Origin of the sequence: Halorussus marinus (assembly GCF_004521895.1) — an archaeon.
In the GTDB taxonomy this organism is placed as follows: Archaea; Halobacteriota; Halobacteria; order Halobacteriales; family Haladaptataceae; genus Halorussus; species Halorussus marinus.
This window is the reverse complement of sequence record NZ_SBIR01000001.1, coordinates 67,026-79,300: the sequence shown is the minus strand read 5'-3', so window position 1 is coordinate 79,300 and position 12,275 is coordinate 67,026. Positions and strand designations below refer to the sequence as shown.

The following is a 12,275-nucleotide window of genomic DNA, read 5'->3' as shown; positions in this document are numbered from 1 at the left end:
GTCAGGCCTCGTACGTCGTCAGCGCGCCGACCGGAGCGGCGGTCCGGCCCTCGGCGCGTTCGAGTCCCTCGTCGCCGACGGCGATGAGCGTGAACACGCCGCCGACGCTCGCGTCCGCGCGCTCGGCGATGTCGAGCAACAGTTCTTGGGTCTCGCCCGACCGGATCAGGTCGTCGACGACCAGCACGGTGTCGCCGGCGTCGATGGCCGAGGCGGGCAGGTAGTACGTGAGTTCGATCCCCGACTGGAGGCGCTGGCGGGACTCGATGAACTCCTCGACGGCGGTCTCCTTTGACTTTTTCGCGTAGGCGACCCGGGCGCCGAAGTAGTCGGCCATCGCCGCCCCGAGGGTGATGCCGTCGGTGGCGGCGGTCAGCACCACGTCGGGGCGGTCGAACCCGAACGCCTCGGCGGCGACCGGCGCGACCAGATCGAGAAACGACTGGTCGAACACGACCGCGGAGTTGTCGACGTACCCCTCGCCGTCGACCCGGACGCGGGCCTCGAGTTCGGCCGCCAGTTCGTCGCGGCCGACGCCGCCGACGATCTCCTCGGCCCGGTCGAGACTCGGCAGGACGTGGCCGTTGACGTAGCGGTTCAGATCGCCGGCCGGGAGGTCGGTCACCGCCGCGAGTTCGTCGTACGTTCGCGTCTCCTTCAGCATCCGAAGCACGGCGACCGCCCGCAACTGGAGGTTCGCCTTCTCTGCGCGGTTCATACCCCGCCACACTCATCCCACGAACTTGAATACCTCGAAGTGATTCCAGCAGAGATAGACCAGAGGTGCGTAATCGACCAACTCACTCCGCGTCGAGCAGTTCCGAGGCGGTGAGCAGCGATTCGAGTTCGACGTCGTACTCCGCGAGGTTCTCGGTTGCGCCCTCCTCGCGGTCCACGACGACGACGACCCGGTCGACGGTCGCTCCCGCCTCGCGGAGCGCCTCGACGGCGTCGGCCGCGCTCTGGCCGGTGGTGGCGATGTCTTCGAGCACGACGACCTCCTCGCCCTCGTCGAGTCGGCCCTCGATGAGGTTGGCCGTGCCGTACTCCTTTTGCTGTTTGCGGGCGATGACGTAGGGGTTGCCGGTCTCGACGCTGGTGACCGCGACCAGCGGCACCGCCCCGAGCGCGACGCCCGCGAGCTTCGTCTCCCCGACGCGCTCGGCGAACGCCTCGGCGACGAGTTCGAGACACCGCGGGTCGGTCTCGAACAGGTACTTGTCGACGTAGTAGTCGCTGGTCCCGCCGTGAGAGAGTTCGAACTCGCCGTACTTGACCGCCTCGGCCTCCCTGAGCGCCGCGATGAGTTCCTCGTTGGCCATCGGAGAGTAGTGGGGGCGGCGGGCGTGAAAAAATGTGCCCTTTGCGTCGGCTCCGCTCGAACGAGGGTACCGAACGGACCGACAGCGAACGCGAAGGCGATGATTCGGAGGATGCGTTTCGGAGCCATCGGCGTTCCCCGAGTTGGTCCCGGCTTCGGTTATAAATCTACGGAGCGAATCTAAGTCAGACCGGGTCGCTCGGCCGAACGTTTCAGTTGGGGATGACCCACACTACCGCGAGCGAGGAGCGAAGTTGTTCGAAGGCATCGCCTTTCGTGATGACGAGAGAGCGTCGCTCTCTCGGACCGCGACGCGCGAGCGGACCAAGGAACCGTCAAAGAAACACCCGAGCGAAGCAAAGGTGTGACTGAGGCGGTGACGCCGTGTCTGCGTGAACGGAGTGAACGCAGGCTCGGGAGAGCGAAGCTCTCCCGGTGTTTTTGATCGAGCGCTTGGGAGGGCGCGGCGCTCGTGGCGCGCCCGCACTAAAAGGTCGTCTTACCACGGCTCGTTTTTCAGCCCGAGGGCGTACGCGACGGCGTTCGTCCCGACGTGCAACAGGGGCGTCGCGACGACCACGACCGCCAACACCGGGAGCGTGAACACCGCGCCGAACCACGCGGGCGCGGCGACGAACGCGAACAGTAGCGAGAACACCACGAAATCGAGCTGGTCGAGCCCGGGGAACGCCGCGCCGCGCTCGCGACCCGTCCGGCGCTTCAGGAAGGAGGCGGCGATGTCCCCCGCCATCGCACCGGCCGGCAGGGCGACCGCGACCGCGGCGGGGAAGGTCGGGAAATCGACGCCGACAGCCGCCGACGCCGCCGGTGCGAGCGCCGAGAGCGCGACCGCCAGCGCCGCGCCCGCCGCGACGCCGACCGCCGTCCCCCGCCACGTCTTCCCGTCGCCGAGGAGTCGCCGGTCACCCCACGTCCGACCGCCGTCGATGGGGCGGCCGCCGCCCGCGAGGACGGCGGCGTTGTTCGGCACGTAGGCGGGGAGCATCGCCCACAGCGCGACCGCGATCGTCTCGAAGAGGCTCATGACCGAGTACGCGAACGCCGAGACCTTAAGCGCCGGGAGTTCGGAGCGGTCGACGAGCGGCCGTAGCCCCCTTGCGGACGGAGGTCGTCGCTCTCTGGAAGATGTCCGACGCGATCGAACCCCTCGCGGTGCTCGTGGGGACGACGCTCACCTCGTATGCGGTCTGGAAGCTGGCGTTCGGCCCGTTCGAGGGGCCGCTCCCGGGGCGAGTCCTGCCCCTGTTCCTGTTCGGGACGGCGCTGATCGCGGGCCTCGGGCTTGGGGCGTGGGGGCTCGACCGACTCGACCTCTTGGGCCGACCGTGAGCCCGGCGGATCGCCAGACGGTGGTAACTGTTAACCGCCTCAGGGCAGTACCAAAATCCGGTATGTATCCCGCGGGTCACTACGGCGTCGCGATGCTGTTCGCGGTCCCGATCCCGTTCGTCCTCGGTCGGAAACCGGGCACCGTCGTCTCGGCGTTCGTCTTGGTGGTCGGTCTCCTCCCGGATCTGGACAACCACCTCCCGTACGTCACCCATCACGGCGTGACCCACACGTTCCTGTTCGCGGCGGTCGCGGGCGTCGGCGGCGGCGTGCTGGCGGCCGGCGCGTTCGTCGCGTATGTCCGGGTCGCGGGCGAACCGCGGTCGGTGAGGCTCACCGCGAACGCCGTCTTCGTCTGGGCGGCCATCGGGCTGTTCGTGGGGACATCGAGCCACGTCGTCGCCGACGTGCTCGTGTTGCTACCGGGAACACAGCCGGTCAGTCCGTTCTGGCCGGTCTTCGAGCGAAAGCTCCGCGTCGAGGTGTTCGATCTGGGGGCGCCGATCCGGAATCTCGTCTTTTTGATCGGGGGGCTCGCGGCCCAGACGGTCACACACCACCGGGTCGGCGCGCGCGACGCCTGATCGCCGACGACCGAGAGGGTCGATCGGGCTACTCGGTCGGTTCGGTCGTCGCGGTCTCGAGAGCGGTCGTTTCGGTGCCGGTGGTCTCGTCGCCCGTCGTCTGGTTTCCGTTCGCCGTCGCGTCCGACTGGATCGGCGAGAACTCCACCCCGACCAGCCCGACCTCGCCGGCGTCGTCGAAGAGGAGGTCGCCGTCGAGCACTCCCTCGTCGACGTCGACGGCTTCGATACCGGTACTGAACTCGTAGGCTTCGCCCTCCTGCAGGCCGGCTTCCTGCGGGACGAACAGCATCGCGTACGCACCGGAAGACCAGTCGTAGTTGATGACGCGGGTGTCGTACTGCGTCCCGTCGAACTCGCTCTCGATGGGCGCCCAGCCGAGTGAGTCGGACGCGACGGTGAACCGCGCGCCGCCCGAGAACTGGCTGTTGAGCATCACTCCCACACCGCCGGCGTCGTCCTGAGCCGCGACGCTCCCGAATCCGGAGAAGCCGAGCGCGACACTTCCCGACGCGACCGCACCGGCCTTCAGGAACGTTCGACGCGTCGATTCACTCACTATCGGATCGAGCGTGGTGTCGTTGTCTGTCATGGTTGAGTCGTCTACGCGGGATTGAACGTCACGTTCACGAAGTTCACGGTGCCGTCGTCGGCCTGATCTTCGATGTCCGCCCAGTCGCCACCGAGCGTGTACCGCTGGCCCTCCGAGACCTCCGCGTCCTCGTACGGGAACAGGAACGCGAACTGGTTGGCCGCGCCGACGTACTGGACGATCCGGGTGTTGAACGCGGTCCCGAACTGTCCCTCGCCGGCCCCTTCGGGCGCCCAGTCCAATGCGGGCGTCACCACGACGAACTGAGCGTCCGGCTGGAACTGATTGTTGAACATGTACCCTTCGCCACCGGCACCGACGTCTTGGAGCGCTGTGTCGCTTGACTCGGACGAGATGCTGTTTTCTTGCATGGGTCTGTGTCGCGATCGCTGGTCGGGTGCGATCCGACTGCGGTTATACCCGGTTGGACGGAAAACGTCGTTGGCCGTTGCAACTGTAAGATCCGGCTTAAACGGCGAAATTCGGCTTTACTCGAGTATGCGACGCTCGCGGCGGCGATCCGAAGCGGTCTCGGCGGTCCCAGCGTAACGTGACCGTTCGAGCACGGTTTCGGCGCGTAATCAGAGTTGACAACAGCAAACGGCCCCTTTCGGCGTCGGATAGCTTCGGTCTGTCCGAACCGAAGCCGGAGCGTTTTGCCGGGAGAAACGATCTGAGACGGTCGTCGACGGGGCTTCGAATGCCCATCGTATAAGTCAAGTGGGTACTAAGCCCCGATAATGATCCCGCCAATCGCGAGCAAGTTCGTGGCAGGCGAGACCCCCGCCGAGGCGCTCGACCACACCCGAGAGCTCAACGACCGAAACGTCAAGGTCATCCTGAATCTGCTCGGGGAACACTACCACGACCGCGGACCCGCCGACGAGGACGCCGAGGCGTACCTCCGGCTGTTGGAGGGAATCGACGGGTCGGGCCTCGGCGCCTGCGTCTCGGTCAAACCCTCCCAGATCGGGCTCGACGCGGGGACGCAGGTGTTCCGCGAGAACGTCGAGCGCATCGTCGACCACGCCGCCGAACGGGACCTGTTCGTCTGGATCGACATGGAGGACCACACCACGACCGACGCGACCCTCGACGCCTACGAGGAGCTCGCGCGCAAACACGAGGGCGGGGTCGGAGTCTGCATTCAGGCGAACCTGCACCGGACCGCCGACGACCTCGAACGACTCGCGGACGTGCCGGGGAAGGTTCGGCTCGTCAAGGGCGCGTACGACGAGCCCGAATCGGTCGCGCTCACCGAGAAATCGGCGGTCGACGCGGCCTACGAGGAGTACCTCGAGTACATGTTCGAGCACTTCGAGGGCGGGATCGCGGTCGGGAGCCACGATCCGGCGATGATCTCGCTGGCGAAAGACCTCCACGACGAGTACGGCACCGACTTCGAGATCCAGATGCTGATGGGCGTCCGCGAGGACGCCCAGTACGACCTCGCCGAGGAGTACGAGGTCTACCAGTACGTCCCGTACGGCGGCAAGTGGCTGTCGTACTTCTACCGGCGCGTGATGGAGCGCAAGGAGAACCTCCTGTTCGCGGCCCGGGCGATCATCGGCGGGTGAACTCCGCGATCGGGCGGGCTCGCGATAGCATCTAGTTTATAATCCTGGGGTCGGATGTTGCCTACAAATGTCCTCGTGGAAACGCGACATCGCCAGCGGTCTCATCGTTCTCGCGCCCATCATGGTCACGACCTACATCGTCGCGTGGCTCTATCTCAAGATCGCCGGCCTCCCGTTCCTCCAGGACATGACCCCCGAGTCGTTGCGCGTGTTGACCGTCCTGATCGTGTTCAGCCTGCTCGTGTTGAGCGTCGGCTACATGATGCGGACCGCCGTCGGCTCGCTCGTCGAGGGGATCATCGACGGCGTGATGAACCGGGTCCCCGGCCTCCGGGTCATCTACAACGCCTCGAAGATGGCGGCCGAGACCGCGTTTTCGGACACGACCGATCTGCAGGCCCCGGTCAAACTCGAGACGTGGAACGGGATGCGGATGACCGCGTTCAAGACGGGCAAGACCACCGACGACGGCCGCGAGATGCTGTTTTTGCCGACCGCGCCGAACATCACCACCGGGTTCGTGGTCGAGGTCGAGCCCAGCCGCTTCGAGGAGACCGACGAGAGCGTCGAGGACGCGCTCACCCGGGTCCTGAGCGCGGGGTTCGGCGAGACAAGCGAGTCGGGCATCCCCATCGACGTCGAGGACGAGAAGACCGCCGAATCGCCGCCCTCGCGGTGAGCGAGCGATCGAACTCGCTCGACTACGCGTCGACGGCGACGACTACTCGCCGACGTAGCTGAACCACTCGTCGTGGTCGTCGGTGCGCCGTTCGACGAGGTCGAAGAAGGCGGTCTGGAGCTCCTCGGTCACCGGGCCCCGACTGCCGTCGCCGATCTCGACGTTGTCGACCCGCCGGATCGGCGTGACCTCCGCGGCCGACCCGGTGAAGAACAGCTCGTCGGCGGTGTTGAGTTCGCCCCGCGAGATCGTCGCCTGATCGTGGACGGTGTAGCCCCGCTCCTCGGCCAGCGTGATGACGGTGTCGCGGGTGATGCCATCGAGGATGCTCTCGGCGAGCCCGGGGGTGAATATCTCGCCGTCACGAACCATGAACAGGTTCTCGCCCGGCCCCTCCGCGACGTCGCCCTCCTTGTTGAGCACGATCGCCTCGGCGAAGCCGTTCCGGCGGGCCTCCTCGCCCGCGAGCATGCTGTTGACGTACAGGCCGGTGGTCTTGGCGTTGGTCGGGATCTGGCTGGAGGCGTGCTTGCGCCACGACGAAACCATCACCTCGACGCCGTTTTCGAGGGCGTCCTCGCCGAGGTAGGTGCCCCACGGCCACGCCGCGATCGCGGTCCGAGTCGGGTTGTCGCCGGGGCTGACACCGAGGCTGTCGTAGCCGTAGAAGACGATCGGGCGGATGTAACACGAACCGAGGTCCTGCTCGCGGACGAGCCGCTCGGTCGCCTCGGTCAGCTCCTCGCGATCGTAGCCGATGTCGAGGTCGTAGGGCTTACACGAGTTGTACAGCCGGTCGAGGTGTTCCTCCCACCGGAAGATCGCGGTGCCGTTCTCGGTCTCGTAGGCGCGAACGCCCTCGAAGACGCCGGTTCCGTAGTGCAGTGCGTGCGTGAGGACGTGGATCTGTGCGTCCTCCCAGTCGACGAACTCTCCGTCCATCCAGATCGTGTCCACGTCCATCTCGTCGAAGCTCATACGTCCCGACGAACGCACGCCTCCGTAATGAGTGTTGACGGTTCGCACCGCGAATCGACGCGGGCTCAGTCGACGTAGCCGACGATGTCCGACCCCTCCAGATACGGGAAGCCGTACCGGTCGGCGTACGCCCGGGCGTCGGCCGGCGAGAGCGCCCCGCCGGTCTCGTCGTCGAGCATCTCACAGACCACGACCGCGGGCTCGCGGTCCGCGGCGGCGGCCAGTGCGATTCCCAGTTCGGTGTGGCCCTCGCGGTCGGCCAGCAGGTCCGGGGCCGCCCGAAGGACGTTGACGTGACCCGGCGCGCGGAACTCGGCGGCGAAGTCGGTGCCGTCGGGATCGGCGGCCGCCGCGGCGAGTTCGGCGATGGTTCTCGCGCGGTCCTCGTCGGTGATCCCGGTGTAGGTGTCCCGGTGGTTCACCGGCAACGAGAACGACGACCGCTCGTCGTAGCCCAGATCGTGGCTCGCGCTCGCCGGATGGTCGAGCGCGTCTTCGAGGAACGGCAGGTCGAACGCCTCGGCCACCTCGTCGGCGAGCGCGACGCAGATCAGGCCGCCGGCGTCGTTGCGCAGTCGGGAGACGTCGGCGGGGCCGACCGCGCCCGCCGGGTAGATCAGATCGGTCTCGCCTTCCCGGTCGGCGGCGTCGTGGACGAGCACCGGCGATCCCTCCCGGAACGCCTCGACAGCGGCCTCGACGCCCGCGGCGGCGCGGCTCATGGCCCCTCCTCGATGTGGACGGTGACGTGGTCGCCGTCGTCGAGTCCGAGTTCCTCGCGGAGCTTGTCCGGGGCGATGATCTCGAGTTGGTCGTCCTCGTGGTGGGTGCGTTCGGGCGCGATGGTGTGGGCCTGCTCGTAGGTCTCGCCGTCTCGCGTCTCGACCACGGCGGGGTAGCAGACAGCGGGGCCGTAGGTTCGCTCGTCGTCCTCCCATCCGTCGATGGCCACCGGCTCCATGGCCTCCATCGCCGACCGGGCGCGGACGCTCTCGTCGGTCAGTTCGACGTTGAGGGTGCCGAGGAACGGCTCGTAGCCGAGTCGATCCTCGAACTGAGCCATGTAGCCCGACAGCGAGATGTAGTGGCGGCCCTCGCCCATCCCGCTGGTGACGGTGCCGGTCAGGTCGACGCCGGCGGGCCCCTTGAAGATGCGCCGGTAGTCCTCGTACTCGCGTTTGAGCGCCCACTCGCCGTCCTCGGTGACCGAGACCCACTGGCCGTCGCTGACCATCTCGCGCTCGACCAGCCCGGCCTCGTCGAGCCCCTGGAGCCGACGCGAGGCGGTCTGGTTCGACGCGTCGAGGCGCTCGGCGAGCGCCGAGCACGAGATCTTGACTTCGCCCTCCAGTCCGCCGTCGAGGGCGAGCAGCTTCAGCGCCGCGAGCTCGTCGTAGCCGACCGCACGCGGCTGGGTCGTTGACATAGGTGAAACTCCGGTCGCTCGCGGTTTAAGGATAACGGATGCGGTACGTTTCTCAGAATTGGAACGGAGAGGCGCGCGCCGTCGGACGTGAAAGTCGGGTCCGCCACCACGTAGTCGTTTCCCTTCGGGGCCGCCCCCAGAGCTTTCCGGGTCGAGCGCCACCCCTCGCTCATGGAGACGGTGAACCTCGAGGCGGCGTTCGACTCGTTCGACGACCACTGGTCGCCGCGGATCGCGGCCGAACTCAACGGACAGGCGGTCAAGCTCGCCAAGCTCGACGGGGAGTTCGTCTGGCACTCCCACGAGGAGGCCGACGAGCTCTTTCTGGTCCGGACCGGCGAACTCCGGGTCGAGTTCCGCGAGCGCGAGGACGCGGTGCTGGGCGAAGGCGAGTTGCTGGTCGTCCCCGCGGGCGTCGAACACCGACCCGTCGCGCCGTCGGAAGTCGAGGTCCTGCTGTTCGAGCCGACCGAGACGCGAAACACGGGCGACGTCGAGAGCGAGGCGACCGAGGAGGAGCTCGAACGGGTGTGAGTCAGTCGCCGGTGACGGGGTCGCGCGCCCAGAAGTCGCTTTCTTTGTTCAGCTTCGGCACCCACGTCTCGTCGGTCTTCGACAACAGCGCCACCCGCGAGACCGGCACCTCCTTCAGGTAGTCGTGGTCGGGCATGTGGGCCTGAATCTCCTCGGCGAACGCCACGACGTCGTCGTGGTCGAGCATCGACGACCGCGCCACGCGGTCTCGCGACTCGCCGACGTGCATGTAGGATTTGAGCTCCACGAAGTCGGGGTCGGCCCGCCGGTAGAACCCGGCGTACCACTCCGGATGGCGGACGTTCTCCCCGCCCACCAGCGTCGTCCGGAGCACGGTCCGGGTCTCGTCTTTGTCCGCGAGCACGTCCATGGTGTCGACGAGCTTCTCCCACGCGTCGTCTTCCATGGCCTTCACGACTTCGTCGAAGGTGGCCCGTTCCGGGGCGTCGACGCTGACGTACAGCTGGGTGGGGTCACACTCCCGGATGACTTCGGGGCGCGTGCCGTTCGAGACGAGGAAGGTGGTGATGTCGCGGTCGTGGAACGCCTCGATGAGCTCGGGCAGGTAGGGGTAGAGGGTCGGCTCGCCGTCGAGGCTGATCGCGACGTGGCGCGGTTCCATGCTCTGTTCGAACACCTCGCGGGGGACCTCGTCGTTGCCGCCGAACCCCGACAGGAGCTTCTGCTGGAGCTCGATGCTGGCGTCGACGACCGCCTCGGGATCGTCCCACTCGACGTCGCCGAGCTCGTAGGCGTGGCCCGCGTGGTCGCGCCAGCAGAAGACGCACCGCTCGTTGCACTTGACGACCGGCGTCATCTGGATACACCGGTGGGACTCGATGCCGTAGAAGATGTTCTTGTAGCACTTGCCCTCCCCGCGCAGGGCGTTGGCGGTCCAGCCGCAGGTCTGGGCCGCGGTGTGGTTCTCGCTGTGGTAGTCCGGAGAGTCCACCTGCTTGGGTCCCGACGAGTCGCTCATGGTGGACCGTGGTATGCGGGCGACGCCCAAAAGGTGTCGGTGTTCTGGCCGTCGCCCCGGATAGGAAGTGAAATGTAGGTCGAGTGACCGGTTTACGGTGATGACGCGGTCCCCCAACAGACGCGAGCTCCTCGGCGCGGGCCTCGCCGCCTCGGCCGCGAGTCTCGGCAGTTGGCAGGTGACGAACGCGACCGACGCGATCACCGACCACCCCTTCGTCCCCGAGGCGACGGTTCGGTGGTCGACCGACGCGGGCGACTCCGCGACGCTTCTTGGCGCGACAGGCGGCGTGCTGACCGCCGTCACCGAGCGAGGGGTCGCGGGCATCTCGACCGACGGCGCGGAGCGCTGGCGGTACGAGGTCGAGAGCCGCGGCTCCCAGACTCGCCCCTACGCGGTCTTCGCGGCGGGGCTGGCCCTCGTGGTCGACGCGAGCGGGCTCGTCGCGCTCGACGCCGCGACCGGGGCGGTCCGGTGGCGCTTCGACGGGAGCGAGAACCCCGCCGTCTACGGGACGCTGTCGGAAACGGTCCTCGTGGAGCGTGACGGCGGTATCGTCGCGCTCTCGATCCGGGACGGTCGGGAGCGGTGGCGGTTCACAGACGCCGAGGGGTTTCCCTGGACGGATCTGGTGTCCGACGGCGAACGCGCGTACCTCGGCACGACGGAGGGTGAACTGTACGCGCTCTCGGCGGCCGACGGCCGCGTCCGGTGGCGCGAGCGGTTTCAGCCGGTCAAGGACGCCGGCTACGGCTCGTCCTATCCCCACATCTCGACGGCGGGCGCGACTGAGAACCGCGTGTTCGTCTGGGACGCCGCGCGGGCGGCCCTCCACGCGTTCGACCGGGAGGGGACCCGACGCTGGCGCGTGTCGACCGGCGAGGACGAGGCCTACGGCCTCCCGGGGACAGTGACCGACGACGGCGCGTATCTCAACGACGGGTCGGTCGTCCGGGCGGTCTCGCCGTCCGACGGCGCCGAGCGGTGGCGGTTCGACGCGGGCGCCCAATTGGACTGGCGGCCGCGCCGGGTCGGCGACGCGGTGTACGCCAGCGGGCAGGGGTTCGTGGCCGCGCTCGCGCCGGCGGACGGGACCGAGCGCTGGCGGTTCGCGACCGGGCGCGAGGCGGCCGCCTACCTGATCGGGATCGCCGACGGCACCGCCGTCGTACACAGTCACGACGACGGGCTGTACGGGGTGAACGCGGATACCGGCGCGCCGAAGTGGCGGTTCGAGTACCCCGGGGAACTGACGTATCTCCCCCGCCTCGACCGGAGAACGCTCTATCTCGGGACAGTCTCCGGGACCGTCCTCGCCGTCTCGCCGCCCGAGTCGACGCCGCTCTACGACGCCTACCGCGCCCTCTCGTCGACCGCGGGGCTCGCGGTCGGCGGCGCGGTCGGCGCGGCGGTGCTCGCCGGCGCGTACCGCCGGTTCGGTCGAGACGACTCGACTCCCGACGCGTCGATGGACATCGGCGACCTCGAACCCGGCGAACGGATCGCCGAGACCGCCCTCGCTGACGTTCGACGAGCCCGGACGCCCGCCGACCAGCGGGTCTCGCTCCACCGGTACGGCGACGCGGTCGACGACGACGCGTTCGCCGACGCGCTCGCGACGTGGAGCGATCTCGGCACCTCGGGAGTTCTCAGCGTGCGGGCGTGGGGCGTCGACCCCGAGCCGTGGGCGGTGACCGACCCCGTCGAAACGACGCTCGACGCCCGCGCGGCAGATCGGTCGATCGAGTGGATCGCCCGCGCGGTCGCCGCGGCCGCCGAAGCGGTCCACCGGGCCCACCGCGATGGCGCCGTCCACGGGCGGTTGACCCCCGAGAGCGTCTGGATCGCAGGCGACGACGTTCTGGTGGGTGACTGGGGGCTCGCCGCGGGGTTGGACGGGTCCGATCGGTCCGCTCCGCCCGAAGACGACCCCGCACCCGAGACCGTCGACGTCTACCAGCTCGGTGCGCTCGCGGACCGCCTGCTCGCCGACGATCGCGGCGGCGAGCTCACCGGCGTCGCGTCCCGCGCGCTCGCCGCCGACCCTGCCGAGCGCTACGACTCGGCGCTCGCGTTTGCCGACGCGCTCCGATGGGCCGCGCTCGAGGGGTAACGCGGTTCAGGAGCCCCGTTATGCCGGTCGAAAAGCTCGTAGCATGTCCCTCCAGTTCCGCGAGGAGGTGGCGGCGGCGCTGGCCTCCGCGCTCGACGCGCTCGACCTCCCGACAGGCGACCTCGGCATCGAGGACCCGCCC

The 12,275-nt window shown here is 68.3% G+C and carries 15 protein-coding genes; 6 read left to right on the top strand and 9 right to left on the bottom strand.

The features are described 5' to 3' along the window. Position 1: 1 nt before the first annotated feature. The 3 genes from EPL04_RS00360 to EPL04_RS00350 form a co-directional block, all read right to left on the bottom strand. On the bottom strand, positions 2–718 hold the full coding sequence (locus EPL04_RS00360) for a phosphoribosyltransferase family protein (RefSeq protein ID WP_134668388.1): 717 nt from the start codon (positions 716–718) through the stop codon (positions 2–4). A gap of 82 nt (positions 719–800) precedes the next feature. Further along, positions 801–1,322 carry an orotate phosphoribosyltransferase gene (pyrE, locus tag EPL04_RS00355; RefSeq protein ID WP_134668387.1) on the bottom strand — a complete coding sequence of 174 codons (522 nt, stop codon included), beginning with the start codon at positions 1,320–1,322 and terminating at the stop codon, positions 801–803. Positions 1,323–1,820: 498 nt separating this feature from the next. Then, complete coding sequence (locus EPL04_RS00350) at positions 1,821–2,366, bottom strand: CDP-2,3-bis-(O-geranylgeranyl)-sn-glycerol synthase (RefSeq protein WP_134668385.1); 546 nt, start codon at positions 2,364–2,366, stop codon at positions 1,821–1,823. A gap of 101 nt (positions 2,367–2,467) precedes the next feature. Between EPL04_RS00350 and EPL04_RS18525 the strand changes: the two genes are divergently transcribed. Both EPL04_RS18525 and EPL04_RS18520 read left to right on the top strand, forming a co-directional pair. Continuing rightward, positions 2,468–2,671 carry a hypothetical protein gene (locus EPL04_RS18525; RefSeq protein WP_167599379.1) on the top strand — a complete coding sequence of 68 codons (204 nt, stop codon included), beginning with the start codon at positions 2,468–2,470 and terminating at the stop codon, positions 2,669–2,671. A gap of 62 nt (positions 2,672–2,733) precedes the next feature. Further along, entirely contained in the window at positions 2,734–3,255 is a 522-nt protein-coding gene (locus tag EPL04_RS18520) for a metal-dependent hydrolase (protein WP_167599378.1), read from the top strand. Positions 3,256–3,283: 28 nt separating this feature from the next. Here the strand turns inward: EPL04_RS18520 and EPL04_RS00340 are convergent, their stop codons facing one another. After that, positions 3,284–3,847, bottom strand: coding sequence for a hypothetical protein (locus EPL04_RS00340; protein ID WP_134668381.1), 564 nt, complete (start codon positions 3,845–3,847; stop codon positions 3,284–3,286). An 11-nt stretch (positions 3,848–3,858) separates the two neighbouring features. Next, a complete protein-coding gene (locus EPL04_RS00335; protein WP_134668379.1) occupies positions 3,859–4,218 on the bottom strand; it encodes a hypothetical protein in 360 nt (119 codons plus the stop codon). 369 nt (positions 4,219–4,587) lie between these two features. On the opposite strand from EPL04_RS00335, the gene EPL04_RS00330 reads away from it, so the two are divergent. Continuing rightward, on the top strand, positions 4,588–5,424 hold the full coding sequence (locus EPL04_RS00330) for a proline dehydrogenase family protein (protein ID WP_134668378.1): 837 nt from the start codon (positions 4,588–4,590) through the stop codon (positions 5,422–5,424). Positions 5,425–5,491: 67 nt separating this feature from the next. Then, positions 5,492–6,103, top strand: coding sequence for a DUF502 domain-containing protein (locus EPL04_RS00325; RefSeq protein WP_134668376.1), 612 nt, complete (start codon positions 5,492–5,494; stop codon positions 6,101–6,103). Between the two features lie 42 nt (positions 6,104–6,145). Here EPL04_RS00325 and EPL04_RS00320 read toward each other — a convergent pair whose 3' ends face one another. The 3 genes from EPL04_RS00320 to EPL04_RS00310 form a co-directional block, all read right to left on the bottom strand. Beyond that, positions 6,146–7,081 carry a branched-chain amino acid transaminase gene (locus EPL04_RS00320; protein WP_134668374.1) on the bottom strand — a complete coding sequence of 312 codons (936 nt, stop codon included), beginning with the start codon at positions 7,079–7,081 and terminating at the stop codon, positions 6,146–6,148. Between the two features lie 65 nt (positions 7,082–7,146). Continuing rightward, positions 7,147–7,803: a 3,4-dihydroxy-2-butanone-4-phosphate synthase gene (gene ribB / locus EPL04_RS00315; RefSeq protein WP_134668372.1), complete on the bottom strand. Its 657-nt coding sequence runs from the start codon at positions 7,801–7,803 to the stop codon at positions 7,147–7,149. Next, a complete protein-coding gene (locus tag EPL04_RS00310; RefSeq protein WP_134668370.1) occupies positions 7,800–8,507 on the bottom strand; it encodes a DUF120 domain-containing protein in 708 nt (235 codons plus the stop codon). The genes ribB and EPL04_RS00310 overlap by 4 nt, the downstream gene beginning before the upstream one ends. Before the next feature lie 171 nt (positions 8,508–8,678). On the opposite strand from EPL04_RS00310, the gene EPL04_RS00305 reads away from it, so the two are divergent. After that, positions 8,679–9,041 carry a cupin domain-containing protein gene (locus tag EPL04_RS00305; RefSeq protein ID WP_134668368.1) on the top strand — a complete coding sequence of 121 codons (363 nt, stop codon included), beginning with the start codon at positions 8,679–8,681 and terminating at the stop codon, positions 9,039–9,041. A gap of 1 nt (position 9,042) precedes the next feature. Here the strand turns inward: EPL04_RS00305 and twy1 are convergent, their stop codons facing one another. Then, positions 9,043–10,020 (bottom strand): 4-demethylwyosine synthase TYW1, encoded by a 978-nt coding sequence (twy1, locus tag EPL04_RS00300; RefSeq protein ID WP_134668366.1) that lies wholly within the window; start codon positions 10,018–10,020, stop codon positions 9,043–9,045. 100 nt (positions 10,021–10,120) lie between these two features. On the opposite strand from twy1, the gene EPL04_RS00295 reads away from it, so the two are divergent. Further along, entirely contained in the window at positions 10,121–12,133 is a 2,013-nt protein-coding gene (locus EPL04_RS00295) for an outer membrane protein assembly factor BamB family protein (RefSeq protein WP_134668364.1), read from the top strand. Positions 12,134–12,275 lie beyond the last annotated feature (142 nt).

Coding starts and splice junctions, on each gene's coding strand:
- EPL04_RS00360 (WP_134668388.1), bottom strand. CDS start 718: ATGAACCGCGCAGAGAAGGCGAACCTCCAGTTGCGGGCGGTCGCCGTG.
- pyrE (WP_134668387.1), bottom strand. CDS start 1,322: ATGGCCAACGAGGAACTCATCGCGGCGCTCAGGGAGGCCGAGGCGGTC.
- EPL04_RS00350 (WP_134668385.1), bottom strand. CDS start 2,366: ATGAGCCTCTTCGAGACGATCGCGGTCGCGCTGTGGGCGATGCTCCCC.
- EPL04_RS18525 (WP_167599379.1), top strand. CDS start 2,468: ATGTCCGACGCGATCGAACCCCTCGCGGTGCTCGTGGGGACGACGCTC.
- EPL04_RS18520 (WP_167599378.1), top strand. CDS start 2,734: ATGTATCCCGCGGGTCACTACGGCGTCGCGATGCTGTTCGCGGTCCCG.
- EPL04_RS00340 (WP_134668381.1), bottom strand. CDS start 3,847: ATGACAGACAACGACACCACGCTCGATCCGATAGTGAGTGAATCGACG.
- EPL04_RS00335 (WP_134668379.1), bottom strand. CDS start 4,218: ATGCAAGAAAACAGCATCTCGTCCGAGTCAAGCGACACAGCGCTCCAA.
- EPL04_RS00330 (WP_134668378.1), top strand. CDS start 4,588: ATGATCCCGCCAATCGCGAGCAAGTTCGTGGCAGGCGAGACCCCCGCC.
- EPL04_RS00325 (WP_134668376.1), top strand. CDS start 5,492: ATGTCCTCGTGGAAACGCGACATCGCCAGCGGTCTCATCGTTCTCGCG.
- EPL04_RS00320 (WP_134668374.1), bottom strand. CDS start 7,081: ATGAGCTTCGACGAGATGGACGTGGACACGATCTGGATGGACGGAGAG.
- ribB (WP_134668372.1), bottom strand. CDS start 7,803: ATGAGCCGCGCCGCCGCGGGCGTCGAGGCCGCTGTCGAGGCGTTCCGG.
- EPL04_RS00310 (WP_134668370.1), bottom strand. CDS start 8,507: ATGTCAACGACCCAGCCGCGTGCGGTCGGCTACGACGAGCTCGCGGCG.
- EPL04_RS00305 (WP_134668368.1), top strand. CDS start 8,679: ATGGAGACGGTGAACCTCGAGGCGGCGTTCGACTCGTTCGACGACCAC.
- twy1 (WP_134668366.1), bottom strand. CDS start 10,020: ATGAGCGACTCGTCGGGACCCAAGCAGGTGGACTCTCCGGACTACCAC.
- EPL04_RS00295 (WP_134668364.1), top strand. CDS start 10,121: ATGACGCGGTCCCCCAACAGACGCGAGCTCCTCGGCGCGGGCCTCGCC.